Below are 23,072 nucleotides of genomic sequence, written 5' to 3' on the forward strand. Positions count from 1 at the left end.
CGCTACAGTGACCTGCCGGCCAGACCGGCCGGCAGGTCACGGCGGCGCGAGACGTTGAGCTTGCGGTAGATCCGCGTCAGGTGCTGCTCCACGGTGCTCACGGTGATGAAGAGCTTGCCGGAGATCTCCCGGTTGGAGTACCCGTCGGCGGCCAGCGCCGCCACGCGCTGCTCGGCCTCGCTGAGCGCCGCTTCCGGGCTCTGCCCGCCGGCGTGCCCGTTGAGCCGGCCGTTCACCTGACCGTTGACCTGTCCGTTCACCTGTCCGTTCACCTGGCCGTTCCTGCGGGCGCGGGCCGGATCGCGGATCAGCGCGCCGGCGTGGCATTCCTGGGCCAGCGCGCCGGCCCGGCCGCTCAGCATCCCGGCCCTGCGGTGCTCGCCGATCGCGTGGTACGCCTCGGTGAGGTCGAACAGCGCCCTGGCGTGCTCGTACCGGTCTCCGCCCGCCCGCAGCAGGTCGGCGGCGCGGCGCAGGAGCATGACGCGGTGCCGCACCTCGCTCGCCGCGGCGAGCAGGCGCAACGCCATCCCGTGCACCCGCTTGGACCGCTTGCCGCACCCGGCGAGCTGGGTCTCGATGAGCCCGCGCGCCTCGTCCACCTCGCCGAGGCGGATCAGCGCCTCGGCCGCGTCCAGCCGCCACGGGACGAACTCCGGCACGTCCAGCCCCCACGCGCACGTCAGCTCACCGCACAGGCGCAGGTCGCGCAGCGCCTGCCTGGGCTGGCCCGACATCAGCGCGAAGCGGCCCTTGCCGTAGAGGTACTGGGCGGCGAACCGGGTCTCCAGCATGGCCTCCGGCACCGGCTGGGCGGCCTGGCGCAGGTAGTCCAGGTGGCGGCCCATGCCGGCCCCGGCCATCAGCAGGATGCCCAGCGGCGCGCCGACGGCGACCCCCCAGCTCTCCGGCGAGACGAGTTCCAGGGCCCGCTGGGAGTCGCGCGCCGCCGCGGCCAGGTCGCCCCGGCGCAGCGAGATCTCCGCCCGGATCGCCGACAGCCTCGCCTGGCGGCTGGGCGCGTGCCGGTCGGCCGCCTCGGACACGAAGACGTCGCACCAGGGCGCGGCCCGGTCGGCCCGGTCGCTGTAGATCAGGGTCAGCAGCGCGCACTCCACCGCGTCCATGGACATCTCGTCCAGGCGGGAGCCGCGCAGGATGCGCTCGGCCACGGTCACGAGCTCCTCCTGCGGGCCCTCGCTCAGCGTGGAGGCCAGCGCGTCGGCCGACACCAGCCGGCGGTCGGCGCCGAGCGAGCGGGCCGCGCCGCCCGCCTGCTCGGCGGGCGGCTCAGGAAGATGCGGCAGGAAGGCGGGCCAGCTGCTGCGGAGCCAGGCACGGGTCGCGCCCAGCTCCGCCACCGCCTCGCGGTCCAGCTCCCCGCCGTCGCCCAGGCAGCCCAGCACGTCCTTGGCGTCGGCGACGTGGCCGTGCCACAGCAGCGCCCTGGCCAGCACGATGGCGTCGCCGCCGCCCAGATGGCCCTGGTGCAGCGCCTCGGTCAGCTCGGCCAGCTGGCCGGTCTGCGTCCCCGGGTCGATCCGCCACCTGGCCCGCACCAGCGTGGTGGTGATCCGCGCCCTGCGCCGCTCGTCGTCGCACGCCTGCCAGGCCAGCTTGAGGTACTCGATGGCCGACTCGACCCCGTCGTCGCGCAGCGCCTGCTTGGCGGCCTCCTCCAGCACCGACAGCGCCCACGGGTCTCCCGCGTGGGTGGCCCGCAGGAGGTGGCCGGCCACGACGGCGGCGGGCGCGCCCTCCTGGTAGGTCAGCTCCGCCGCCCGGCGGTGGAGGTCGATCAGCTCCGAGGTGTCCAGCCCGGCCAGCACGGCGGACGCGGCGGCCTCGTGCCGGAACCGGCCGCCGGTGAGCAGCCCGGCCCCGGCCAGTGCCTGGACCGCCCTGGCCGTGGCCGCCTCCCCCCGGCCGAGCAGCCGTCCGGCGGCGCCGGGCTCGCCCATCACGGCCAGCGCGCGGGCCACGGGGAGCAGGTCGGGATCGGCGCGCTGCAGGCAGGCCAGCACCGCGTCGGCGTACCTCTCGCCGGGCTCGCCGGTGGCCCGCAGGTCCTCCAGCGCCGCGTCCGCCAGCAGCCGGTTGCCGCCGCTCAGCTCGTGGCACCGGGCGGCGAAGCGGTCGGCCGCCTGCGCCCCCTCCCGCTGCCGCACCCGCTCGGCCACGCCCTCCTCCGCCAGGTGCGCCAGCCGCACCGGGCGGCAGTGCGGCTGGCGCTCCACCTCGGTGCGCAGGAGCGGGTGCGGGTGGGCGTGGTGGTCAGGGCCGCTGAGTACGAGCACGACCCGGGCGTACCTCACCCGGCGCGCGAGGTAGGACAGGCACAGCTGCGAGGCGCGATCGGCGTGCTGCACGTCGTCCACGACGATCGCCAGAGGGCGGCGCTCCGACAGTTTCAGCAGCACAGTGCACAGGGCGTCCACGATCTGCGCGTCCACGTGCGCGAAGGACTCCGCGCCCGGCGCGCGTGACAGGTGCGCGCGGGCGCCCTCGCGCAGCAGGTCCAGCGTGGCCGCGCGGTGCTCGTCGGCCGGCGTGTTCCGCACGAGCTGCGAGAGCACGCCGAGTGGCAGGTCGCGCTCGGCGAGGGAGCCTGTCGCGGACAGCGGGAGCGCGCCGTGCCGGAGCGCCTGCTCGGCGAAGTCGTGCAGCAGCTCGCTCTTGCCGGTGGCGACGGCGCCCGTCACCATCGCGATCCGGCCCCTGCCGGCCTTCGCCTCCTCCAGCAGCTCCATCAGGAGAGCCGCGTCCTGCCGCCGATCGTCCGGTGCCATGATCCTCCTCTTGCGCGGGTTCAGTAGGGCAGCTTGCGTCCGGAGGGCGTCCGCAGGTCGAGCGTGTCCTGGCCGGATCGCCTGGGCCTGGGGCGTCTGGTCCTGATCCGTGACATGACGGGCTACTCTCCGGCGGCCATCAGGTGGGGGCGGTCGGCGGCCGGGCGCGCGCGGTCCTGCGCCTGGGCCGGCCGGTCGGCCCTGCGGGCCAGCCTGCGGCCCGCCGCCCGCACGGCCGACAGCGCCGCGGCCGTCACGTCCGCGCCGATGCCGGCACCCCACGCCACGCCCGTGCCCGCGCCGGTGCCCGTGCCGCACTCGGCGTAGACCACGACGTCATCGGGGGAGTGGCCGGCGAGCGCCGGCTGCTCCGGGGTCAGGTCCGCGTCCAGTGGCGGTGCGGTGCGGTGCACGGCGCGGAGCCGGACGCCCCACGGGGCGAGCGCGGCGCCGAGCGCGCGGACCGCGTCGGCGCGCGGCCCGCTCATCTCCATGCGGCCGTCGACGTGCAGCGTGACCACGAGCGGTGTCCTGCCGATCGCCAGCGGCGCGGCGGGGTCGCCCCGGTACAGGTACTCCTCGCGGAACACCGCCCCGATCCCGCTCGGCGACAGCTCGCCCTCCAGCGTCTCGGCCCGCTCCTGGACCCGGGCGGCCAGCTCGGCCTGGAGCCCGCGCGGCAGGTTGAGCCCGTGCCAGGCGCTCATCACGTACGCGACGCCGCCCTTGCCCGACTGGCTGTTGACCCGTACCACCGCCTCGTAGGTGCGGCCCACGTCCTTGGGGTCCACCGGCAGGTACGGCATGCGCCACGGCAGGCGGGACGGGTCCGCGCCGGTGGCCGCGGCCTCACGCTCCCGCTCGTCGAAGCCCTTCTTGATGGCGTCCTGGTGGGACCCGGAGAAGGCGGTGTAGACCAGGTCGCCGCCGTAGGGGTGCCGGGGGTGCACCGGCAGCTGGTTGCACAGCTCGACGGTGCGGCGCACGGCGTTGATGTCGGAGAAGTCGATGCCGGGGTCGATGCCGTGGGAGAACAGGTTCATGCCCAGGGTGACCAGGCAGACGTTGCCGGCGCGCTCGCCGTTGCCGAACAGGCAGCCCTCGATCCGCTCGGCGCCCGCCAGCAGCGCCAGCTCCGCGGAGGCCACGCCGGTGCCGCGGTCGTTGTGAGGGTGGACGGACAGGCACACGTGCTCGCGGTGCGGCAGGTTGCGGTCCAGCCACTCGATCTGGTCGGCGAAGACGTTGGGCAGCGAGCGCTCGACGGTGGTCGGGAAGTTCAGGATGATGCCCCGGCCCGCCTCCGGCTGCCAGACGTCCATGACGGCCGAGCAGACTTCGAGGGAGAAGTCGGGCTCGGTCTCGTTGAACAGCTCGGGGGAGTACTGGTAGCCCAGGTCGCAGTCGCCCAGCACGCGCTCGGCGTGGTCCATCATCACCTGCGTGCCGCGGACCGCGAGCTGCCTGCAGCCGGCGCGGTCGAGGTCGAAGACCAGCCGGCGGAACAGCGGGGACGTGGCGTTGTAGATGTGGACCATGGCCCGGTCCGCGCCCTTGAGCGAGTCCAAGGTGGCCCTGATCAGCTCCTCGCGCGCCTGGGTCAGCACGGTGATCCGCACGTCGTCGGGGATCAGGTCGCGCTCGATGAGCAGCCGTACGAAGTCGTGGTCGTCGCGGCTGGCGACCGGGAAGCCGACCTCGATCTCCTTGTAGCCCATGGAGACCAGGAGGTCGAACATCATGAGCTTGCGCTCGGGGGTCATCGGGCGCGCCAGGGACTGGTTGCCGTCACGCAGGTCGGTCGAGAGCCAGCGCGGGGCCGAGCGCAGGCGCCTGCTGGGCCAGGTCCGGTCGGGGAGGTCGAGGGGGGTGAAACCGGTATAGCGTTCGGCGCCCTGCATGGTCTGATTTCCTTCCTGATGACGTCCTGTTCTGGGATATGCGGCGGATGGGAACCGGCCGTGGCGGAGGCGGATTCCGGCAGCGTGCCGGGGTTCTCGAATATCGGGGGATTCATCACGGAAATCGTCCCCGGAGCCTTCTCCGGAGGGCGACTTTGCGCGCCGGTCTCGAAAGTCGACGGATCTCTGGGTACGAGGGCGAAACTATAGGGGTCGCCAAGGCGGGACAAGCGGGTGCACCATGAGTTCGGGACCGGTATCCAAGGAGGCAACCTGGGGTATCGAAAGGCGTAGACCCACTACAACTTCCGTGCGCCCCTCTTATCAGGCGGGTCACCCCTGGTCACAATCCCGAATATGTCAGCCAATTGGACACTGTTGGCCCCTTTCCCCGCCCGCGTCATCACGCTGTGCCTCGCCGAATCCCGCCCGTCCGTGCTGGCCGTCTCGTCGCTCCGCTACCTGACCGGGGTCGCCCTGGCCCTGCCGATCACCTCGCTCGCCGATCCCCTCATGGTCTTCCAGGGAGGCGTCGCCTGGGTGGCCTCGATCTTCGCGATCTACCTCTACAACGGCGTCACCGACATCGCCGAGGACCGGATCAACGGCTCCGGCCGGCCGATCGCCAGGGGCGAGCTGCGCCCCCGCACCGCCGCGGCCGTGGCGGCGGTGGCCGCCGTGCTGTCGCTCGTCGCCACGGTGGGCCTGCCCGGCCCGATGACCTGGATCATCGCGGTCAACCTCGCACTCGGCTATCTCTACTCGGGACCGCCCGCTCCGCTGAAGGCCAGTTCGAGCGGCACGGTGATCGTGCTCATGCTGTCGGGGCTGCTCTCCTACCTCGCCGGGTTCACCGTCGCGACGGCCGGGACCGGCGAGGTCGCGCCGACCGGGCTGATCGTGTTCGCCGCCGCCGCGGTCTGCTGGATGGTGCTGGTCGGCGTGCCGGCGAAGGACCTGTCCGACATCCCGGGTGACGCGGCGGCGGGCCGGCGCACGCTCGGCGTCCTGCTCGGCGAGAGCGCCGCGCGCCGGGTGATGATCGTGGCGGCGCCCGGACTGCTCGCCGCCTTCTGCGTGGCGGTCGTCGTGTGGGACGTGCCGCTGGTCGGCGTGCTGGCGGTGATGGCGGCCGGCGTCGTGGCCGTGGTCGTCGCGGGGACGCGCGCCGTCGGCCGGGAGCAGGGCCGCGCCGCGCGGCGCAGGCCTTACGAGACGTTTATGGCGACGCAACAGCTCGTTCATGTTACGGCTGTCCTGTCGAACATATGACGATAAATGTTGCGCACATCACTCGGATGATCGATAGTGGAAGGCGTGCTTGTACTCGGCCCACGGGCGGAGGGGACGTCAGTGGAGGGGGAATACAAGGCGGCCGATGATCCGGCGAGATGCGTGGAGGCCTGTCGGGACGAAATCCTGGCCGAATTCGAGTCGGCCTTGCTGACCGCCGGAAACGCGGCCTTCACTGCCTCTCAGGCCCGGCATCAGGCCCTATTGACCGCGCAGTACATCCTGGAGGACGTGGCCGCTACGCTACGCGCCGGAAAGGTTCAGGTAAGTAACCTCTACAAACATCACGCGCGGGAAGTCGGGAACGCGCGCGCGGCGGGAGGGGTTCATCCCGCCGCTTCTCTTGAGGCTGGCTCACTTTTCTTCGGCACCGCGGTCGCTCATCTCGCCCGGCGAATAGCCGCCGACTTCGATTCGCCCGCCGAGGTGCTGGCGCTGGCGGTCACCGGCATGGAGGAGAGCCTGTCGCGGCGCGTCCGCGAGGCCTCGGAGAGCTACCACGGCTTCCTGCTCAACCAGGTGCACCAGGCCCAGGAGGACGAGCGCCGGCGCATAGCGCGCGAGCTGCACGACCGGATCGGGCACGGCATCAGCGTCGCCCACCAGCAACTGGCCCTGTCGGAGGTCTACCACGCCACCGACCCGGCGCGGGCCCTGGCCAAGATCGCGATCGTGCAGCAGGCCGTACAGGAGATCATGGAGAACCTGCGGCAGATCACCTCCGAGCTGCACCCCGCCGCCTCCGTGGGAAGCCTGGAGAAGTCGCTACTGGCCTTCCTGGAGACCGTCGACGAAGACCGGATCTGCATCGGGCTCGACGTCAACGGCGACGAGTCGTGGGCCGAGCCGAGGTGCATCGACGAGGCGTTCCTCATCATCCGCGAGGCCGCGCGCAACGCGCTCACCCACGCCGAGGCGGCGGCCCTGTTCATCCGGGTGGACATCGCCCCCCACGCGCTGATCGCCTCGGTGCAGGACGACGGGCGGGGCTTCGACCCGGCGAGCGCCCGCGAGCACGGCGGTGTGGGACTGGCCTCGATGCGGGAGCGGGCCACGCTGCTCGGCGGCCGGGTCGCGATCTCCAGCGAGCCGCGCGGCGGATGCCTGGTCGAGCTGTTCATCCCGCTCAAGAGGCAGAGCGACGGCCCCGATGGTGGCTGACGACCTCATCATCACCATCGCCCTGGTGGACGACCACGCCCTGTTCAGGGAAGGGCTGCGGGAGATCCTGGAGTCCGTCGGCGACATGCGGATCGTCGGCGAGGCGGGCGACTCCATGTCCGCGGTGACCATGATCGCCGACACCTGCCCGGACATCGTGCTGCTGGACGTGGAGATCCCCGGCGACGAGGTCACCGAGACCGTGTCGCGGATCCGTACCCTGTCGCCGGACACCAGGATCATCATCCTCAGCATGTACGACGGACCCCAGCTGCTCAGCCGGCTGCTGGGCGCGGGCATCCGCGGCTACCTGCTCAAGAGCGTGCACCGGCACGAGCTGATCGCGGCGGTGCGCAGCGTGCACGAGGAGCCCACGAGGATCGTGCTCGCCGTCTCGCGCAACAGCGTCGCGCAGGTGGAGGCGACGGCCGCGCCCACGCTGACGGACAAGGAGCTGGAGGTGCTCCAGCTCGCGGCGCACGCGCTGAGCAACAGCCAGATCGCCCGCAAGCTCGGCCTGGCCGAGGCGACGGTGAAGCGCCACATGCGCAACATCTTCGTCAAGCTCAACGCGGTCTCGCGGATCGACGCGGTCAACAAGGCACTCGCCGCCTCCCTGATCGCGCCGCGCACCCGGGGCGACCTCGACTGAGGCGCCCGGCGCGCCTCAGAGCAGGGGAGCGGGCGACCGGCCGCCGGTGTCAGGGGGGAAGCCCTGGGGAGACAGCCCCGTCAGCCACTCGCGGGACTCGGGAGGCAGCTCGACCGCCGAGGCGGCGATGTTCATCTCCAGGTGCACCTGGTCGCGCGTGCTGGGGACCGGCACGATGTGCTCCTCGCGCGACAGCAGCCAGGCCAGCGCCAGCCGTCCCGAGCCCAGGTCGAGCCGCGCCGCCACGGCTTCGAGCCGCTGCAGCGGCCCGGCGTGCGACCGGAGCCGCTCGGGCCGGAACCTGGGGTCGGCGCGCCGCCAGTCGCCCGGGTCCAGGCGGTCGTCGGACCTGATGCGGCCGGTGAGGAAGCCGCGGCCGAGCGGGCGGGCGGCCACGACGGACACGCCCAGCTCGCGCGCCGTGGCGAGCAGCGCGGAGTCGACGCAGGTGCCCCAGAGGGAGTACTCGATGGCGAGCGCCGTGACCGGATGCACGGCGTGCGCCCGCCGGAGCTGGTCGGGAGTGCCGTTGGACAGCCCGATGTAGCGGATCTTGCCGGCCCGCACCAGGGCGGCCAGGCGGGTCATGCTGTGCTCGATCGGGACGCGGGAGTCCTGGCAGTAGAGGTAGTAGATCCCGACGTGGTCGGCGCCGAGGCGCTTGAGCGAGGACTCGCAGGCCTGTTCGAGATAGTCGGGCCTGCCGTCGAACTCCACCGGCTCCTCCGGCCCGCGCACGCGGGCCCCGCCGCGGGTGGCCACCACGACGTCGTCGGACCGCCCGGCGACGGCCCGGCCGATCAGGCGCTCCACCTCGCCGGCGGCGTAGAAGTCGGCCGTGTCGAGGAGGGTCACACCGGCGTCGAGCGCCCGGCGGACCACCCGTTCGGCCTCGGCGGGGTCGACGCTGCCGTAGGCGCCGCTCAGAGCCAGCGAGCCGAGCCCGATGTTCGAGATGAGAGGCCCCATCCGGCCTAGCCTCGTGTAACGCACCGAATTCCCTTCATGCGTCCATTATCGGGAACAGTTCCCGGTGAATCGCCGGTATTTTACGACCACTCGGGTGGAGCAGGTGCCGTGATTTGCCCGAGATGTGTTAAGCCACAGACTCCCCCTGCGGCAGTAGGGGTTTCAAGGGCGGGCCCGGCAGAGACCCCCCTATCAGCCCCCTAATTCTGGTGACAGAGGCGGAGGTCCTTCTTTCGGGGCCGCAGGAAATCGTGGTATTTCGTTACTGTGCGGGGGTTTCCCGCGGCGACGGGCGCGAGGAGGGAGATGCGGGTGATCGAAGCGATTCTGCCCGCGACGATCCACTCCTACGACGCCTTCGGCGACCCGCCCGACGCCGTGCTCCTGCCCGCCGAGGAAGAACTCGTCCGTCAGGTGGCCGACAAACGGCGCCAGGAGTTCACCACGGCCCGCCACTGCGTGCGCAAGGCCATGGAACGACTGAACCTGCCGCCGGTGCCCGTCCTCACCGGCACCTACGGCGAGCCCCGCTGGCCGGCCGGCCTCATCGGCAGCATCACCCACTGCGACGGCTACCGTGCCGCGGCCGTCGGCGCCGTCGGCGGGACCGTCGGCATCGACGCCGAGCCCGACGCCCCGCTGCCGTCCGGCGTGGAGGAGGCGGTGACCCTGCCCAGGGAACGCGAGATGCTGCGCCGCCTGGCCGCCGAGCACCCGGGCCTCAACTGGGACCGCCTGCTGTTCAGCACCAAGGAGTCGGTCTACAAGGCGTGGTTCCCGCTGGCCAGGCGCTGGCTGGACTTCCAGGACGCGGCGATCGTGCTGGACCCGGAGCGCGGCACGTTCCACGCGCGCCTGATGGTGCCGGGGCCGCGCTGGCAGGGCCGGCCGCTGACCGGTTTCCACGGCCGGTGGACGGCCGGGCGCGGTCTCCTCCTCACCGCCATCGCCATGATCGAGCCCCGGGCCGCCGCCGTGCCCCGGCAGGCCCGCCGCTCCGAAGGAGCCGCCCGATGACCCCTCTGCGGTTCGGCGTCGTCCTGATCACCGAGGACTGCTCGGGGGCCGGATGGGCGGCCAAGTGCCGGCGCGCCGAGGCGCTGGGCTACGACGTCATCGCGGTGCCCGACCACCTGAACCTGCTCTCGCCCTTCCCCAGCGCGACGCTGGCCGCCGAGGCCACCGAACGGGCGGTCATCGGGACGTACGTGCTCAACGCCGCGTTCCACCACCCCGTCCTGCTGGCCAGGGACGTCACCACCACCGACCGGCTCATCGGCGGACGGCTGGAGCTGGGGGTCGGCACCGGCTACGTCAGGTCCGAGTTCGCGGCCCTGGGCCTGCCCGACGACCCGGCCTCGCGCGTCCGCCGCCTGGAAGAGCTGGTCGGCACGCTCGACACGCTGCTGCGGCACAAGGGGCCGCCGCTGATGATCGGCGGCCACGGCGACCGGGTGCTGCGGCTGGCCGCCCGCAGGGCCGAGATCGTCAGCTTCACCGGCGCCCCCTACCGGGCGGAGTACGGCAGGACGGCGCTGGTCGACGCGGAGACGCTGCTGCGGCGGGTCGAGTTCGTCCTGGCCGAGGCGGGGGCGCGCGCTCCGCGGATCGAGCTGAACGTGCTGTCCAAGGCCACGGTGCTGACCCGCGACCGGCGGGCCGGCGCGGAGACCGTCCGCCGCTACGCCCCGGACCTGCCGCCCGAGCGGCTGCTGGAGCTGCCGACGCTGTTCGTGGGGACGCCCGCGCAGATCGCGGAGCAGGTGCGCGAGCACCGGGAGAGGTTCCGCCTGTCCTACTTCACCGTGATGGAGCCGGCCATGGAGGACTTCGGCAAGGTCATCGAGCTGCTGCGGTGAGCCGCTCGTCGCGCGTCAGGCCGTGCAGGCAGGCGACGAGGGTGCGGGCCTCCACGTTGAGGTAGTAGCTGTGCCGCAGCAGCTCGTCCAGCTGGTGCAGGGCCAGCCAGCGGAAGTCCGGGTGGCCGGGCAGCGGGTCCTCGTCGGTCTCCACCACGAGGTAGCGGTTGCGCGCCCGGTAGAAGCGGCCGCCCTCCTCCGACAGCACCGTGTCGAAGCGCACGCTGTCCGGCCGGGCCGCCAGCACCTCCGTCAGCAGCGGCGGCCGGGCGCGCGGCGGCAGGTGGTCGTAGTTGCCGGGGGTGCACTGCACGGTCGGGGCCAGTTCCACCACGTCGGTGTAGCCGGGGTCGGCGCGCGCGTGCGCGAGAGCGTGCAGCACCCCGCCGATCCGCATGACCAGGAACGCGACGACCCCGGTGCCGACGGGCGCGATCATCGGCTGGTCCCAGCCGCCGACCTCGCGCCCGTGCGCCCGCACGCGCACCCCGATGACCTCGAAGAACCTGCCGGTGTCGTGCGCGATGCGGCCGCCGGCCCGCCGCCACCCGCGCAGCCGCCCGAGCGCCAGCGGCCTGGCCTGGATGTCGGTCGTGGAACGCAGGCCGCTCAGCCAGCTCAGGATCTCGCCCATGCCGTGCGCGGCCCGCCGCCCCGGCACGCGGGAGCGCGCCACGAGCGCGCCGAAGCCCTCGTCCCCGTCCCGCGCGCCGCCCTGGGGCGGCAGGCAGGCCAGGACCGTACGGGCGTCCATGTTCACCAGGTCGGGCACGGCCAGCAGCTCGTGCACGTGCCGCAGCGGCATCCAGCGGAAGCCCTCGGCCGCCGGCACGTCCGCGGCGACCTCGACCACCATGTTGCGGTTGCGCTTGCGGTAGAACCACGCGCCCTGTTCGGACTGGCGCACGTCGACGAGCACCCGGCCGCGCGGCTCGCGGAAGAAGCCGAGGTACGGCACCCGCCGCCCCTCGTGCACCCGCGTGTAGTTGCTCCTGGTGGCCTGCACGGTGGGCGAGAGCTGCGGTCCGCCGACGTTCCCCGGCTCGTTCTTGGCCTGCATCAGCAGGTGCGGCACCCCGTCCACGCGCTTGAGCAGGATGCCGAGTATGCCCGCCTCGGGCTGGTTGATGATCGGCTGCGTCCAGGAGGTCACCGGCCCCGCGGGATGCCGGACGTCGAGGCCCTCCACGGTGAAGAACCGCCCGCTCCGGTGGCGGATGTCGCCCGTCTCCGGGTCCTCCCGCCAGCCGGTCAGCTCGTCCAGGGGCACCCGCGTCGCCTGCATGAAGGTGTGACCGGCGATCTCCGCCAGCCAGCCGCGAACGTCGATGATGGCAGCCTCCTCACCCCTGGCCCCCGTCACGGCCGAACCTGTCACGGCGCGGCGACGCCGCTCAACCCCTACCGGCCCGGCCTCGGTCCCCTGTCGGGTCGGCCTCGGGGAAATAGGGGTTATGCGCCGGTGAGACCCTTCATAGCCTTCTAGGGTGGACGCCATGACCGAGCAGCCGGACATGCGAGCAAGCGACCAGGATCGTGAGAGAGTGGCCGAGATGCTCCGCGTCGCGGTCGGCGAGGGACGCATCACCCTCGAAGAGCTCAACGAGCGGGTCGACCGCGCCTACACCGCCATCACCCGTGGACAGCTGGAAGCGCTGGTGGCGGACCTGCCGCAGATCGGCCTGCCGGTCCCGGTCAGTCCCACGATGCCGCTGTCCGTCCCCACCACCGGCGGGCTGGAGTTGCACACCCGCAGCGGCAAGGTCGTGCGCCATGGACGCTGGTCGGTGCCCCCGTACATCAGCGCCAAGGCGGGCCGCTTCGGCACCGTGAAGATCGACTTCACCATGGCCGACTGCCCGCACCGGGAGATCGTGCTCGACGTGGAGATCACCTCCTGGTTCGGCGACGTGGTCGTCATCCTGCCGCGCGGCTGGCTGGTCCGTGAGGAAGGAGTCGTACGGCGCTGGATGGGCGCGGTCTTCAACCGCCCGCCCGTGCCGCTCGCCCACGACGGTGTCCTGATCCGGCTCACCGGATACGTGCAGACCGGGGACGTGTGGGTGCGCTACCGCCATCCCGAGGGCTGAACGATCATGGAGGAGCGCATGGAGTGCCGCGTCTGTTCAGGAAAGCTGCACGGGTTCGCCGACTTCGGGAGGCAGCCGCTCTCCGACCACTTCGTCCTCCCCGGCGACCCGGCGCCCGAGTTCTTCTTCCACCTGGCCGTCGGGGTCTGTGAGGACTGCTCGATGGCCCAGCTCCTCGAAGAGGTGCCGAGGGAACGGATGTTCCACGAGAGCTATCCGTACCTCTCCTCGGGGTCGGCGGTGATGCGCGAGCACTTCGAGGGCGTGGCGAAGCGGCTGCTCGCCACCGAGCTGACCGGTCCTGACCCGTTCGTGGTCGAGCTGGGCTGCAACGACGGGACCATGCTCAAGACCGTCGCCGACGCCGGGGTCCGGCATCTCGGCGTCGAGCCGTCCGGCGGGGTGGCCGACCTGGCGGCGGCCCGGGGCGTGCGCGTGCGCAAGGACTTCTTCGAGGCCGGCGTCGCCGCCGCCGTCCGCGCCGCGGACGGGCCCGCCGACGTGATCTACGCGGCCAACACGCTCTGCCACATCCCGTACGTGGACTCCATTCTGAGCGGGGCCGACGCGCTGCTGCCCCCCGGGGGCGTGCTGGTCTTCGAGGACCCCTACCTCGGCGACATCGTGACGCGCCGCTCCTTCGACCAGATCTACGACGAGCACTTCTACTTCTTCTGCGCCGCCTCCGTCCGCGCCATGGCCCGCCGCCACGGGTTCGAGCTGGTGGACGTGGAACGGCTGCCGGTGCACGGCGGCGAGGTCCGGTACACGCTGGCCAGACGCGGCGCGCGGACCCCCACCCCGGCGGTGGCCGCCCTGCTGGCGGAGGAGGAGGCCCGGGGGCTGACCGAACCGGCGACGCTGCGCGACTTCGCGGCCCGGGTCGCCGCCAACCGCGACGACCTGGTCGCGCTGCTGACGGGCCTGCGCGATCAGGGCGCCCGCGTCTACGGGTACGGCGCGACCGCCAAGAGCGCCACCGTGCTCAACTACTGCGGCATCGGCCCGGACCTGGTGTCGTTCGTCTGCGACACGACGCCCGCGAAGCAGGGCAGGCTCACGCCCGGCTCCCACATCCCGGTGCGCGGGCCCGAGGCGTTCGCCGACCCGTACCCCGACTACGCGCTGCTGCTCGCCTGGAACCACGCGGAGGAGATCATGGCGAAGGAGACCGCCTTCCGGGAGGCGGGCGGCCGCTGGATCCTGTACGTCCCCGAGGTCCACCTCGTGGGGGCCTGACCGTGGGTCCCGGCCGTGCGCGGCGGGCCGGAGGGCGCCCGTGAGGCACCGTGAGCTCGCCGTGACCGGCGCGTACGCGTTCGATCCGGACGTCTTCCGCGACGAGCGGGGCGACTTCGCCTCGCCTTACCAGGAGAGGGCGTTCGTGGCCGCGGTCGGGCGGCCGCTTTTCCCCGTCGCGCAGGCCAGCAGGAACGTCTCCCGGCGCGGCGTGGTGCGCGGCATCCACTACACGCTCACGCCGCCCGGCACCGCCAAGTACGTCTACTGCGCGGGAGGGCGGGTCCTCGACCTGGTGGTGGACCTGCGGGTCGGGTCGCCGACCTTCGCCCGGTGGGACCAGGTGGAACTGACCGCCGGCAACGGCCGCGCCGTCTACTTCCCGCCCGGCGTCGGCCACGCCTTCGTCGCGCTGGAGGACGACACCGTGGTGAGCTACCTGCTCTCGGCGGAGTACCGCGCGCAGAACGAGCTGACCCTCTCGGTGTTCGACGAGGAGATCGGGCTGCGGCTGCCCGCCGGCCCGCCGCCGATCCTCTCGGAACGCGACAGGACCGCGCGCACCCTGGGCGAGGCCGCGGCGGCCGGCCTGCTGCCGGAGTACACCTCCTGAGCTGTCACAGGACGTCGCGGAGCGCGGAGATGACCTTCTCCTGGAGGCCGGGCGGCAGCGACGGGTACATCGGCAGCGAGAAGATCTCCCCGGCCAGCGCCTCGGTGACCGGGAGGCTGCCCGGCGCGTGACCCAGGTGCGCGAAGCCCTTCATGGTGTGGACCGGCCACGGGTAGCTGATGTTGAGGTGGATGTCGTACCCGCGCAGCGCCTCGATGATCTCGTCGCGCCGCGGATGGCGCACCACGTACAGGTAGTAGGCGTGCTCGTTGCCCTCGGCGGTCTCGGGCAGCACCAGGCCGGTGCCGGCCAGGCCGTCGGCGTAGCGGGCGGCCACCGCTCTCCGGCCGGCGACGTAGCGGTCGAGCCGGGTCAGCTTGCGGCGCAGGATCTCCGCCTGCACCTCGTCCAGGCGGGCGTTGTGGCCGGGCGTCTCGACGACGTAGTAGGTCTCCTCCATGCCGTAGTAGCGCAGCCGCCGCAGCGCGCGGTCGATCTCGCCGTCGGAGGTGATCGTCGCGCCGCCGTCGCCGTAGGCGCCCAACACCTTGGTCGGGTAGAAGGAGAACGCCGCCGCGTGGCCGATCGACCCCGCCGGCCGGCCGTGGTGGCGGGCGCCGTGGGCCTGCGCGCAGTCTTCGAGTATCACCAGGTCGTGGCGGGCCGCCAGCCGCTCCAGCGGCGCCATGTCGACGCACTGGCCGTAGAGGTGGACGGGCAGCAGGCACCGCGTCCGCGGCGTGAGGGCCGCCTCCACCTGGCCGACGTCCATCAGGTACGTCCGAGGGTCGACGTCGACGAAGACCGGGACCGCCCCCACCGCGTCGACGGCGACCACGGTCGGCGCGGCGGTGTTGGCCACGGTGACGACCTCGTCGCCCCTGCCCACGCCCAGCGCCTGCAGGGCCAGCTTGATGGCGTTGGTGCCGTTGTCGACGCTCACGCAGTGGCGCACCCCGTGGTAGGCGGCGAACTCCGCCTCGAAGGAGCGCACGCTCTCGCCCAGAACGAGCTGACCGGAGCGGAACACGGTCTCGACGGCGTCGATGATGTCGGCTCGCTCGGATTCGTATTCCGGTAGATAGTCCCAGACCCGCGTGGGCATCGTCGTCCTCCTCGCAATTGCGGCCAGGGTAAACAGCGCCGCGGGCCGCGCGGAACCCCTAGGAATGGGGGTGGAATCAGGGGGAGGCGAACCGCGGTGAGGGGGAGTTTAGGGGTGCTGCCTTCCGGCGGCCGATCATTAGCTTGAGTGAGCGACCGATACGCTGAACCAGCGGGAGAGTTGACATGACGCGGCACTTTCTTTTCATGTGTCAGCCCGATCACGGTCATGTGATTCCCCACCTTGCCGTGGTCGCCGAATTGGTCCGCCGGGGAAACCGGGTCACTTATTTGACCGCGCGCGCGATGGCGCCTCAGATCGAGGGCGCGGGCGCCACGGTGCTCTGTTACGACTCGGCCTACCAGTCGGTGGATCTGCGCAAGCTGGAGGACGACCCGCTGGGCCTGCTCTCCCTTTTCCTGGACGAGAGCGCGGCGATGCTGCGGGCGGCCGAACGGCTGCGCGACCGGCCCGACCTGATCGTCTACGACATCTCGATCCTGCACGCCGGCCGCATCCTGGCAAGGAAGTGGAAGCTCCCGGCCACGCAGCTGATCCCGGTGTTCGCGTCGAACGCCCACTTCTCCTACCTCTCGTCCATCTACGGCGGGCAGGAAGCGGAGCGGGAGCTGCCCGGCTGGGTCGACGACATGCTCGGCAGGACGCGGGACCTGGCGCTCGCGCACGGCGTCGAGGCGGACCCGGCCGAGCTGTGGTGGGAGGTCCAGGACTCCAACCTGGTCACCCTGCCGCGCTCGTTCCAGTTCGCCGGCGAGACCTTCGACGAGCGGTTCGCGTTCGTCGGACCGTGCCTCGGAGAGCGCGCCTTCCTGTCCGGATGGGAGCCGCCGGGCGACGGGCTGCCGGTCGCGCTGCTGTCCTTCGGCACCGTCGCCAGCGGGCGCCCCGACCTGGTGCGCACCTGCGTGCGCGCCTTCGCCGAGCTGCCCTGGCACGGCGTGGTGACGCTGGGCGACGGCATGGACCCGGCCGAGCTCGGCCCGCTGCCGCCCACGATCGAGGTGCGCCGGTGGGTGTCCCACCTGCGCGTGCTCGAACACGCCTCGGTGGCGGTCACCCACGGCGGCATGGGCACGGCCATGGAGGCCCTCTACTGGGGCTGCCCGATGGTCGTGGTGCCGGCCACGGCCGTCGACCGGCCGGCCGCGCGGCGGATCGGCGAGCTGGGGCTCGGCCGGGTCGTCGAGCCGGCCGAGCTGACCCCGGAGAGCCTGGTCGACGCGGTCCTCGCGGTGGCGGCTGACCCGGAGTCGCGGCGCAACGCCGAGGCGATGCGCCGCGACATCAGGGCCGCCGGCGGCACCTCACGGGCCGCCGACGTGCTCCGGCGCCGCGCGGCCGGGGCCGCCTGATGGGCGCGCCGCTGTCCGGGCCCGCGCCGGGGCCCGCCTTCGAGTTCCGCGTGCTGGGGCCGCTCAGGGTGTTCAAGGACGGCGACGAGCTGCCGATGAGCGCCAACAGGGAGCTGGCCATCCTCGCCTGCCTGCTCCTGAACGCCAACCGGGTGATCAGCGTGGACCGGCTGGTCGAGGCGGTGTGGGCCGGCTCCGCGCCGCGCAGCGCCTGGCGGCAGGTCGCGATCTGCGTGTCACGGCTGCGCCGCAGGCTCGGCGCGGGCGTGATCGAGACCTCCAGCCCCGGCTATCTCCTGCGGGCGCCCGACGACAGCATCGACTGGCTCAGGTTCACCGCCATGGTGGCGCGGGCGCGCGAGCAGGCCGCCCGCGACCAGCAGGGCGCCGTCACGCTGCTGCGCGAGGCGCTCGCGCTGTGGAGCGGCAGCCCGTTCGAGGACCTCAGAGGGCTGCGGTACGACGTCGCGCGGATGGCCGAGTGGCGGCTGGAGGCGCTGGAGACCTGCCTGGAGCTGGAGATCGAGCTGGGCAGGCACCATCAGGTGATCCCCGAGCTGCTCGCCCTGGTCGCCGAGTCGCCGTTCCGCGAGCGGGTGCGCGCCCAGCTGATGCTGGCCCAGTACCGCGCCGGGCGCCGGGCCGAGGCGCTGCGCACGTACCAGGAGACACGGCGCTTCCTGCTGGAGCAGATCGGCCTGGAGCCGGGGCCCGCGCTGCGGCGGCTGCACGAGCAGATCCTGCGCGACGAGACCGCGCTGATGCGCCCGCCCGCGCAGCGGCCCGCCCCGGTCGTGCCCAGCCAGCTGCCGCCGCAGGTGCTGCCGTTCGTGGGCAGGGACGGGGAGCTGGCCGGGCTCGACGCCGCCCTGCGGCCCGGGCGGGAGGCGCCCGGCGCTCTTGTGGTCACGGGTCCGCCGGGGGTCGGCAAGACCACGCTGGTGCTGCGGTGGGCGCACGCCAGGATCGACTGGTTCCCCGACGGCCAGCTCTTCGCCGACCTCGCGGGCATCGAGGGCCACGCCGTGCTGGACCGGTTCCTGCGGGCGCTCGGCGAGCGTGACCTTCCCGCCGACCATGCCGAGAAGGTGGCCCTGTACCGCAGCCGGACCGCCCGCCGAAGGATGCTGGTGGTGCTGGACAACGCCGGCGACGGCGACGAGGTGGCGTCCCTGTTGCCGGGCGGCGCGGGCTGCCGGGTCGTGGTGACCAGCGCCGACCCGCTGGACGACCTGGTCGCCAGGCAGGGCGCGCACCGCGTGTTCCTCGCGCCGCTGGGGGAGGAGGCGGCGCGTGAGCTGGCGGACATGCTCGTGGGGGCGGCGGGCACGGCGCTCGGCCCCGAGGCGGTGACCGACCTCGTCGCCACCTCCTGCGGCAACCCGCTCTCCCTCCGCCTCGGCGCCGCCCGCCTCCGCACCCGCGTCGCCCGCGTCTGACCCGCGCGGCGCTCCCTGCGTCCGCGTCGCCCGCGTGCGCCGCGCCCATGCTCAGCGCGCCCGCGTTCGGGGCGGCGCTGATCTGCGCGCCCGCGTCCGAGGAGCGCCTGATCTGCGCGCCCGCCTGCGCCGTGCCCGCGTTCGGGTGCCTTTGACCTGCGCGCTTGCGGTCGGGGCGGGTGTCAGTTTCGGGCGAGGATGGCCGAGAGCGCTGTGGACAGCTCTTGCGCCGCGTCGTGCGGAGGGGACGTGGTTCGCCAGGCGACGTGGCCGTCCGGGCGGATGAGGACCGCGCCGGTCTCGCCGACGCCGTACTCCTCTGTCCAGGTCGCCGAGTCGTACGCGCCGGTGGGGGAGATTTGGACCGTGGCCAGGTCGGCGCCGGTCTGGGCGGAGGCGCGCGCCCACGCGGGGTCCGCCGTCATCAGGGTGAAGCGGGGGCCGAGCAGGTCCAGGGTCGAGACCTGCCCGCCGGGGCCGGTCAGCCACACGTGGGGGGCGCGGTGGCCGGGCCGGGCCGAGGGGACGTAGGTGCGGTAGGGGTCGGCGGGCGCGGGCGCGGGGGTGCCGTCCGGGACCACGGCCGCGGACTCGTACGCGAAGCCGAGCACCAGCCCTTCGCAGCTGCGCCGGCCCGCCTGCTGGTCGACGGCCTCCCGCATGGACAGCCGCCCCTCCATCATGTTGAAGGTGATCAGGGCGTTGTTCAGGCTCTCGTCCACGGTCCACACGGCGACCGGACGCCGTTCGGCCGTGTAGGTGTCCAGCAGCGCCGGGCCCGCCGCGCCGCGCAGCACGGCGGCCAGCTTCCAGGCCAGGTTGTGGGCGTCCTGGATGCCGCAGTTCATGCCGAACCCGCCCTGGGGCGTCGCCACGTGCGCGGCGTCCCCGGCCAGGAAGACCCGGCCGGACTGGAAGCCGTCGGCGACCTTGGCCTGCTGCAGCCAGGGCATCACGCCGAGGATGGTGACCGGCAGGCCGGGCACCCCGACGGCGGCGCGCACGGCGGCCAGGCAAGCCTCCTCGGTGAAGTCGGCCGGGCTGCCGCCCTCCTCGGGCTCGTACCCGGTCTGCACCATCCACCGCCGCCCGCTGTCGACCGCCTCCACGGCGCACGGCGGGTCGCGCAGGAAGGACAGCGCGGCCCGCCGGTCGCGGGGCAGGAAGCCCAGGTCGGCCTCGAACATGATGCTGATCATGTGGCCGAGCACCGGCGGCCCTTCGGCCTTGATGCCGAGCGAGTCGCGCACCCCGCTGCGGCTGCCGTCGGCGGCGACCACGTACCGGCAGCGCACCAGGGTCTCCTCGCCGCCGCCCGAGACGACCGCCTCGACGCCGCCCGCGACCTCGCGCATCGACGTCATGGTGGTGCCGAACCTGACCTCCGTCGCCGGCCCCGACTCGGCGGTGCGGCGCAGGATGACCTCCAGCAGGTCCTGGGAGCAGAGGAAGGTGTAGGTGGGGCTGTGCGGGGCGTCGCGCCGCAGCGCCGCCGCCGACCGTACGAAGTCGTCCGCGGTCAGCGAGCTGCCGACGCCCACGGCGAGGAACTCTTCGCGCGGCATTCCCGCGGCTTCCACCTCGTCCTGAATTCCCCACGAACGGAAAATCTCCATCGTGCGGGTGGTGATGAGCCGGGCCTTGGGGAAGTGCGACGTCCCCTCGTGTTTTTCGACCAGCAAGGTGGATATTCCGTGGCGGGAAAGCTCGATGGCCGCGGACAATCCGACGGGCCCGCCCCCGACCACCAATACATCGGCCTCGCGCTGATCCATGGCGTCAGCATCGAATATGTCGATTACCTCAGTCAATGCGGGGATATCCGCATGATACAGGCGTGATATCCCCAGTTAGTAGCTTACATGGGGTAGATCCAGACAAGTCATTCTGCGATTGCCGAATTCCTGGAGACGCCGATGCTGTTCACCCAAGGCTCCGTGGCCCTGGTCACAGGGGGGTCGCGCGGGATCGGCCGGGCCGTCGCGCTCGACCTGGCCAGGGAGGGCGCCCACGTCATCGTCAACTACGCCAGGTCGGAACAGGACGCCAAGGAGGTCGTCGCCCTCATCGAGGAGGAAGGCGGCAGCGCGACGAGCGCGCGGGCGGACGTCACCGACGAGGAGTCGGTACGTCGCGTGTTCCGGGAGATCCGGGCCGACCACGGCCGCCTCGACGTGCTGGTGACCAGCGCCGGCATCACCCAGGACCGCTTCCTCATCGCCATGAGCCTGGAGCAGTTCCGCGGCCCGGTGGACACCAACCTCATCGGCACCTTCCTGACCTGCCGGGAGGCGCTGAAGCTGATGCAGCACCAGCGCAGCGGCTCCATCGTGACCCTGTCCTCCTCCAGCGGGCTGGACGGCGGCTTCCCCGGCCAGACGAACTACGTGGCCTCCAAGGGCGCCATCATCGCCTTCACGCACGCGCTGTCCAACGAAGCGGCCCCGCACGGCGTGCGGGCCAACGTCGTCGCGCCCGGGTTCGTCGCCACGGACATGACCCGCAAGGTCCCCGTCGCCATCAGGAAGCAGTACGAGTCGCGCATCCGCCTCGGCCGGATGGGCCGGCCCGAGGAGATCGCCTCGATCGTCAGCTTCCTGGCCTCCGACAAGGCGTCGTACATGTCCGGCTCGGTGGTCGTCGCCCACGGCGGCGGCCTCGGGTGAGCCGGCCCTCCCGACCCAAGGCACTAGGCCGTGTTCTTAGGAGAAATCATGACCATCGACGAACTGCGCGCGAAGGCCGCCGAACGCCAGCAGACCTGCGACCAGATCAAGAAGATGATCGTCTCGCGGCTCGACCTGGAGATCGAGCCGGGCTGGATCACCGACGACCAGCCGCTGTTCGGCCGGGGCCTGGAGCTGGACAGCCTCGACGTGCTCGAACTCTACGTCGCCATCGAGGCGGAGTTCGGGGTCGCGCTCTACGACAGCGAGATGGCCGTCTTCGGCTCGGTGTCGCGGCTGGCCGACGAGATCAACCCGGCGCTGCGGGCCCGGGGATGACGGTTACCGAGGCGAAGCCCGCCGGCCTGCGGCCGGTGAACGGGCTGACCCACGACCAGATCCGCGCGGTGCTGCCGCACCGCTGGCCGATGCTGCTGCTGGACCGGGTCGGCAAGGTGGAGCCGGGGGTCAAGGGCACGGCCACCAAGAACGTCGCCGGCACGGAGCTGTGGTTCCAGGGCCACTTCCCGAACGAGGCGGTGCTGCCCGGGATCGTGATCGTCGAGGCGCTGGCCCAGCTCGCCGGCGTGGTCTTCGCCCTGGCCGGAGCCAGCGAGATCAGCTACCTGGCGGGCGTCAGGTCGATGCGCTTCCGGCGCCCGGTCGTCCCCGGCGACCAGCTCGCCCTGACGGCCGAGCGGACCGGAGGCGGCGGCGGATTCGCGGAGTTCCGCGTGTCGGCCCGGGTGGCGGGCCAGGTGGCCGCCGAAGGAATTCTCACGATCGCCGATCCGGCGGGTCAACGTTCTGTGCGAAAGGTGTGAACCATGACCAACGTCCTCGCGGCCACGCATCCTGAGGGCACCGTCTACGGCGAGATCGGCGACGCGACCGTGCCGCTGCGTTTCTCGGCCTCGCCCGAGGCGCTGTCGGAGGAGTACACGGCGCTGAGGGAACGCGCCGCGGTCATCGACCTCGGCGGGCACCGGCTCATCGAGATCACCGGCCCCGCCGCGGTCGAGTTCGCCCAGCGGGTGCTGGCCCGCGACGTGGAGTACCTCACCTCCGACCGCTGCATGATGAGCCTCGTCCTCGACGAGGACGGGCGGATCGTGGACCAGGTGATCGCCTTCGGCCGGGAGGACGGGATCCTCCTGGAGAGCTCCTGCGGCGCGGGCGCCCGCCTGCTGGAGCACCTGCGGGCGCGGAACGACGAGGGCGCCGAGATCGCCGACCGCTCGGAGGAACTGGCGATCGTCGGGCTGGAGGGCCCGTACGCCTGGGGCGTCGTCGGCCGGTTGATCGACGCCGAGCTGGCCTCGCTGCCGTTCGAGTCCGTGGCGGAGGCCACCTGGGACGGCGTGGACGTCGTCTTCGCCAGGACGGGCTTCACCGGCGAGTACGGATACCAGATGATCGTGCCCCGGGAGTCGGCCCCGGGCCTGTGGAGCCTGTCGGTCGAGCACGCCCGCCCCGCAGGGCAGGAGGCCCTGGAGCTGGCGATGCTCGAGGTCCGCCAGCCGATGCCGCGCCACGAGGCCACCCCGGGCGCCTCGGTGATCGAGATCGGCGCCAACTGGCTGGTCGACATCACCAAGGAGTCGTTCGTGGGCCGCGAGGCCGTGCTGGAGGCCTTCGAGTCGGGCGCCGGGCGCTCCACCGTCGGCTTCACCTGCGCGGTCGGCGTGCCCGCACCGGGCACCCGGCTCATGGCGGGCGACCAGGTCATCGGCGAGGTCGTGCACGCCGTGCACAGCGTCGGGCTGAACGCCACGCTCGGCCTGGCCCGCGTGGACCGCGACCTGGCCGCGGCCGGGCTCGAACTGTCGGCCGGCGGCGTCGGCGTCACCACGCTCACCAGTCCCTACATCGTCCCCAAGAGCTGGAGCGTGCCGATCATCTGATCGGCCGGCCCGCTTCTCG

Annotated in this window: 21 protein-coding genes; 15 read left to right on the forward strand and 6 right to left on the reverse strand. The window is 72.4% G+C overall.

Features of this window, described 5'->3' with window-relative positions; all coding sequences use genetic code 11:
- Positions 1–2: 2 nt before the first annotated feature.
- Together ACZ6YG_RS00245 and ACZ6YG_RS00250 are read right to left on the reverse strand one after the other, a co-directional pair.
- Complete coding sequence (locus tag ACZ6YG_RS00245; RefSeq protein WP_466016778.1) at positions 3–2,789, reverse strand: helix-turn-helix transcriptional regulator; 2,787 nt, start codon at positions 2,787–2,789, stop codon at positions 3–5.
- Between the two features lie 122 nt (positions 2,790–2,911).
- Positions 2,912–4,690 carry a 2-isopropylmalate synthase gene (locus ACZ6YG_RS00250; RefSeq protein WP_397197778.1) on the reverse strand — a complete coding sequence of 593 codons (1,779 nt, stop codon included), beginning with the start codon at positions 4,688–4,690 and terminating at the stop codon, positions 2,912–2,914.
- Between the two features lie 357 nt (positions 4,691–5,047).
- Between ACZ6YG_RS00250 and ACZ6YG_RS00255 the strand changes: the two genes are divergently transcribed.
- The 3 genes from ACZ6YG_RS00255 (at position 5,048) to ACZ6YG_RS00265 (ending at position 7,796) form a co-directional block, all read left to right on the forward strand.
- Positions 5,048–5,962 carry a UbiA family prenyltransferase gene (locus ACZ6YG_RS00255; protein ID WP_466016779.1) on the forward strand — a complete coding sequence of 305 codons (915 nt, stop codon included), beginning with the start codon at positions 5,048–5,050 and terminating at the stop codon, positions 5,960–5,962.
- Positions 5,963–6,409: 447 nt separating this feature from the next.
- Complete coding sequence (locus tag ACZ6YG_RS00260; RefSeq protein ID WP_148030009.1) at positions 6,410–7,144, forward strand: sensor histidine kinase; 735 nt, start codon at positions 6,410–6,412, stop codon at positions 7,142–7,144.
- Positions 7,134–7,796, forward strand: coding sequence for a response regulator (locus tag ACZ6YG_RS00265; protein ID WP_148030010.1), 663 nt, complete (start codon positions 7,134–7,136; stop codon positions 7,794–7,796). Before ACZ6YG_RS00260 ends, ACZ6YG_RS00265 begins: the two co-directional genes overlap by 11 nt.
- Before the next feature lie 15 nt (positions 7,797–7,811).
- On the opposite strand, the gene ACZ6YG_RS00270 is transcribed toward ACZ6YG_RS00265, so the two are convergent.
- Positions 7,812–8,765, reverse strand: coding sequence for an aldo/keto reductase (locus ACZ6YG_RS00270; RefSeq protein ID WP_148030011.1), 954 nt, complete (start codon positions 8,763–8,765; stop codon positions 7,812–7,814).
- A 312-nt stretch (positions 8,766–9,077) separates the two neighbouring features.
- Between ACZ6YG_RS00270 and ACZ6YG_RS00275 the strand changes: the two genes are divergently transcribed.
- Together ACZ6YG_RS00275 and ACZ6YG_RS00280 are read left to right on the forward strand one after the other, a co-directional pair.
- Positions 9,078–9,782, forward strand: coding sequence for a 4'-phosphopantetheinyl transferase family protein (locus ACZ6YG_RS00275; protein ID WP_148030012.1), 705 nt, complete (start codon positions 9,078–9,080; stop codon positions 9,780–9,782).
- Positions 9,779–10,624 carry a TIGR03621 family F420-dependent LLM class oxidoreductase gene (locus ACZ6YG_RS00280; RefSeq protein WP_148030013.1) on the forward strand — a complete coding sequence of 282 codons (846 nt, stop codon included), beginning with the start codon at positions 9,779–9,781 and terminating at the stop codon, positions 10,622–10,624. The genes ACZ6YG_RS00275 and ACZ6YG_RS00280 overlap by 4 nt, the downstream gene beginning before the upstream one ends.
- On the opposite strand, the gene ACZ6YG_RS00285 is transcribed toward ACZ6YG_RS00280, so the two are convergent.
- A complete protein-coding gene (locus ACZ6YG_RS00285) occupies positions 10,605–11,987 on the reverse strand; it encodes an NDP-hexose 2,3-dehydratase family protein (RefSeq protein ID WP_466016780.1) in 1,383 nt (460 codons plus the stop codon). The genes ACZ6YG_RS00280 and ACZ6YG_RS00285 overlap by 20 nt on opposite strands.
- A 133-nt stretch (positions 11,988–12,120) precedes the next feature.
- On the opposite strand from ACZ6YG_RS00285, the gene ACZ6YG_RS00290 reads away from it, so the two are divergent.
- Genes ACZ6YG_RS00290 through ACZ6YG_RS00300 form a run of 3 tightly spaced genes read left to right on the forward strand, consistent with a single transcriptional unit; the run spans position 12,121 to position 14,566 of the window.
- Positions 12,121–12,714, forward strand: coding sequence for a DUF1707 SHOCT-like domain-containing protein (locus tag ACZ6YG_RS00290; RefSeq protein WP_148030015.1), 594 nt, complete (start codon positions 12,121–12,123; stop codon positions 12,712–12,714).
- A gap of 18 nt (positions 12,715–12,732) precedes the next feature.
- The gene (locus ACZ6YG_RS00295; protein ID WP_466016781.1) at positions 12,733–13,953 is read left to right on the forward strand and encodes a methyltransferase domain-containing protein; all 1,221 of its coding nucleotides are present in this window, start codon (positions 12,733–12,735) and stop codon (positions 13,951–13,953) included.
- Between the two features lie 40 nt (positions 13,954–13,993).
- Entirely contained in the window at positions 13,994–14,566 is a 573-nt protein-coding gene (locus ACZ6YG_RS00300; RefSeq protein WP_466016782.1) for a dTDP-4-dehydrorhamnose 3,5-epimerase family protein, read from the forward strand.
- A gap of 4 nt (positions 14,567–14,570) precedes the next feature.
- Here the strand turns inward: ACZ6YG_RS00300 and ACZ6YG_RS00305 are convergent, their stop codons facing one another.
- On the reverse strand, positions 14,571–15,671 hold the full coding sequence (locus ACZ6YG_RS00305; protein ID WP_466016783.1) for a DegT/DnrJ/EryC1/StrS family aminotransferase: 1,101 nt from the start codon (positions 15,669–15,671) through the stop codon (positions 14,571–14,573).
- Between the two features lie 206 nt (positions 15,672–15,877).
- On the opposite strand from ACZ6YG_RS00305, the gene ACZ6YG_RS00310 reads away from it, so the two are divergent.
- A complete protein-coding gene (locus ACZ6YG_RS00310; protein ID WP_466016784.1) occupies positions 15,878–17,044 on the forward strand; it encodes a macrolide family glycosyltransferase in 1,167 nt (388 codons plus the stop codon).
- Positions 17,044–18,483 (forward strand): AfsR/SARP family transcriptional regulator, encoded by a 1,440-nt coding sequence (locus ACZ6YG_RS00315; protein ID WP_148030020.1) that lies wholly within the window; start codon positions 17,044–17,046, stop codon positions 18,481–18,483. Before ACZ6YG_RS00310 ends, ACZ6YG_RS00315 begins: the two co-directional genes overlap by 1 nt.
- A 182-nt stretch (positions 18,484–18,665) precedes the next feature.
- Here the strand turns inward: ACZ6YG_RS00315 and ACZ6YG_RS00320 are convergent, their stop codons facing one another.
- On the reverse strand, positions 18,666–20,231 hold the full coding sequence (locus ACZ6YG_RS00320; RefSeq protein ID WP_466017165.1) for an FAD-dependent monooxygenase: 1,566 nt from the start codon (positions 20,229–20,231) through the stop codon (positions 18,666–18,668).
- Between ACZ6YG_RS00320 and ACZ6YG_RS00325 the strand changes: the two genes are divergently transcribed.
- The 5 genes from ACZ6YG_RS00325 to ACZ6YG_RS00345 all read left to right on the forward strand — a co-directional run bounded on the left by ACZ6YG_RS00325 (position 20,178) and on the right by ACZ6YG_RS00345 (position 23,053).
- The gene (locus tag ACZ6YG_RS00325; RefSeq protein WP_261808894.1) at positions 20,178–20,324 is read left to right on the forward strand and encodes a hypothetical protein; all 147 of its coding nucleotides are present in this window, start codon (positions 20,178–20,180) and stop codon (positions 20,322–20,324) included. The two genes, ACZ6YG_RS00320 and ACZ6YG_RS00325, sit on opposite strands and share 54 nt — an antisense overlap.
- Positions 20,325–20,399: 75 nt before the next feature.
- Positions 20,400–21,149: a 3-oxoacyl-ACP reductase FabG gene (gene fabG / locus ACZ6YG_RS00330; RefSeq protein ID WP_187281015.1), complete on the forward strand. Its 750-nt coding sequence runs from the start codon at positions 20,400–20,402 to the stop codon at positions 21,147–21,149.
- A gap of 48 nt (positions 21,150–21,197) precedes the next feature.
- On the forward strand, positions 21,198–21,488 hold the full coding sequence (locus ACZ6YG_RS00335; RefSeq protein ID WP_148030022.1) for an acyl carrier protein: 291 nt from the start codon (positions 21,198–21,200) through the stop codon (positions 21,486–21,488).
- Positions 21,485–21,973 (forward strand): 3-hydroxyacyl-ACP dehydratase FabZ, encoded by a 489-nt coding sequence (gene fabZ / locus ACZ6YG_RS00340; RefSeq protein ID WP_148030023.1) that lies wholly within the window; start codon positions 21,485–21,487, stop codon positions 21,971–21,973. The genes ACZ6YG_RS00335 and fabZ overlap by 4 nt, the downstream gene beginning before the upstream one ends.
- A 3-nt stretch (positions 21,974–21,976) precedes the next feature.
- Positions 21,977–23,053, forward strand: coding sequence for an aminomethyl transferase family protein (locus ACZ6YG_RS00345; RefSeq protein ID WP_466016785.1), 1,077 nt, complete (start codon positions 21,977–21,979; stop codon positions 23,051–23,053).
- Positions 23,054–23,072 lie beyond the last annotated feature (19 nt).

Source organism: Nonomuraea sp. NPDC054003 (assembly GCF_055585125.1).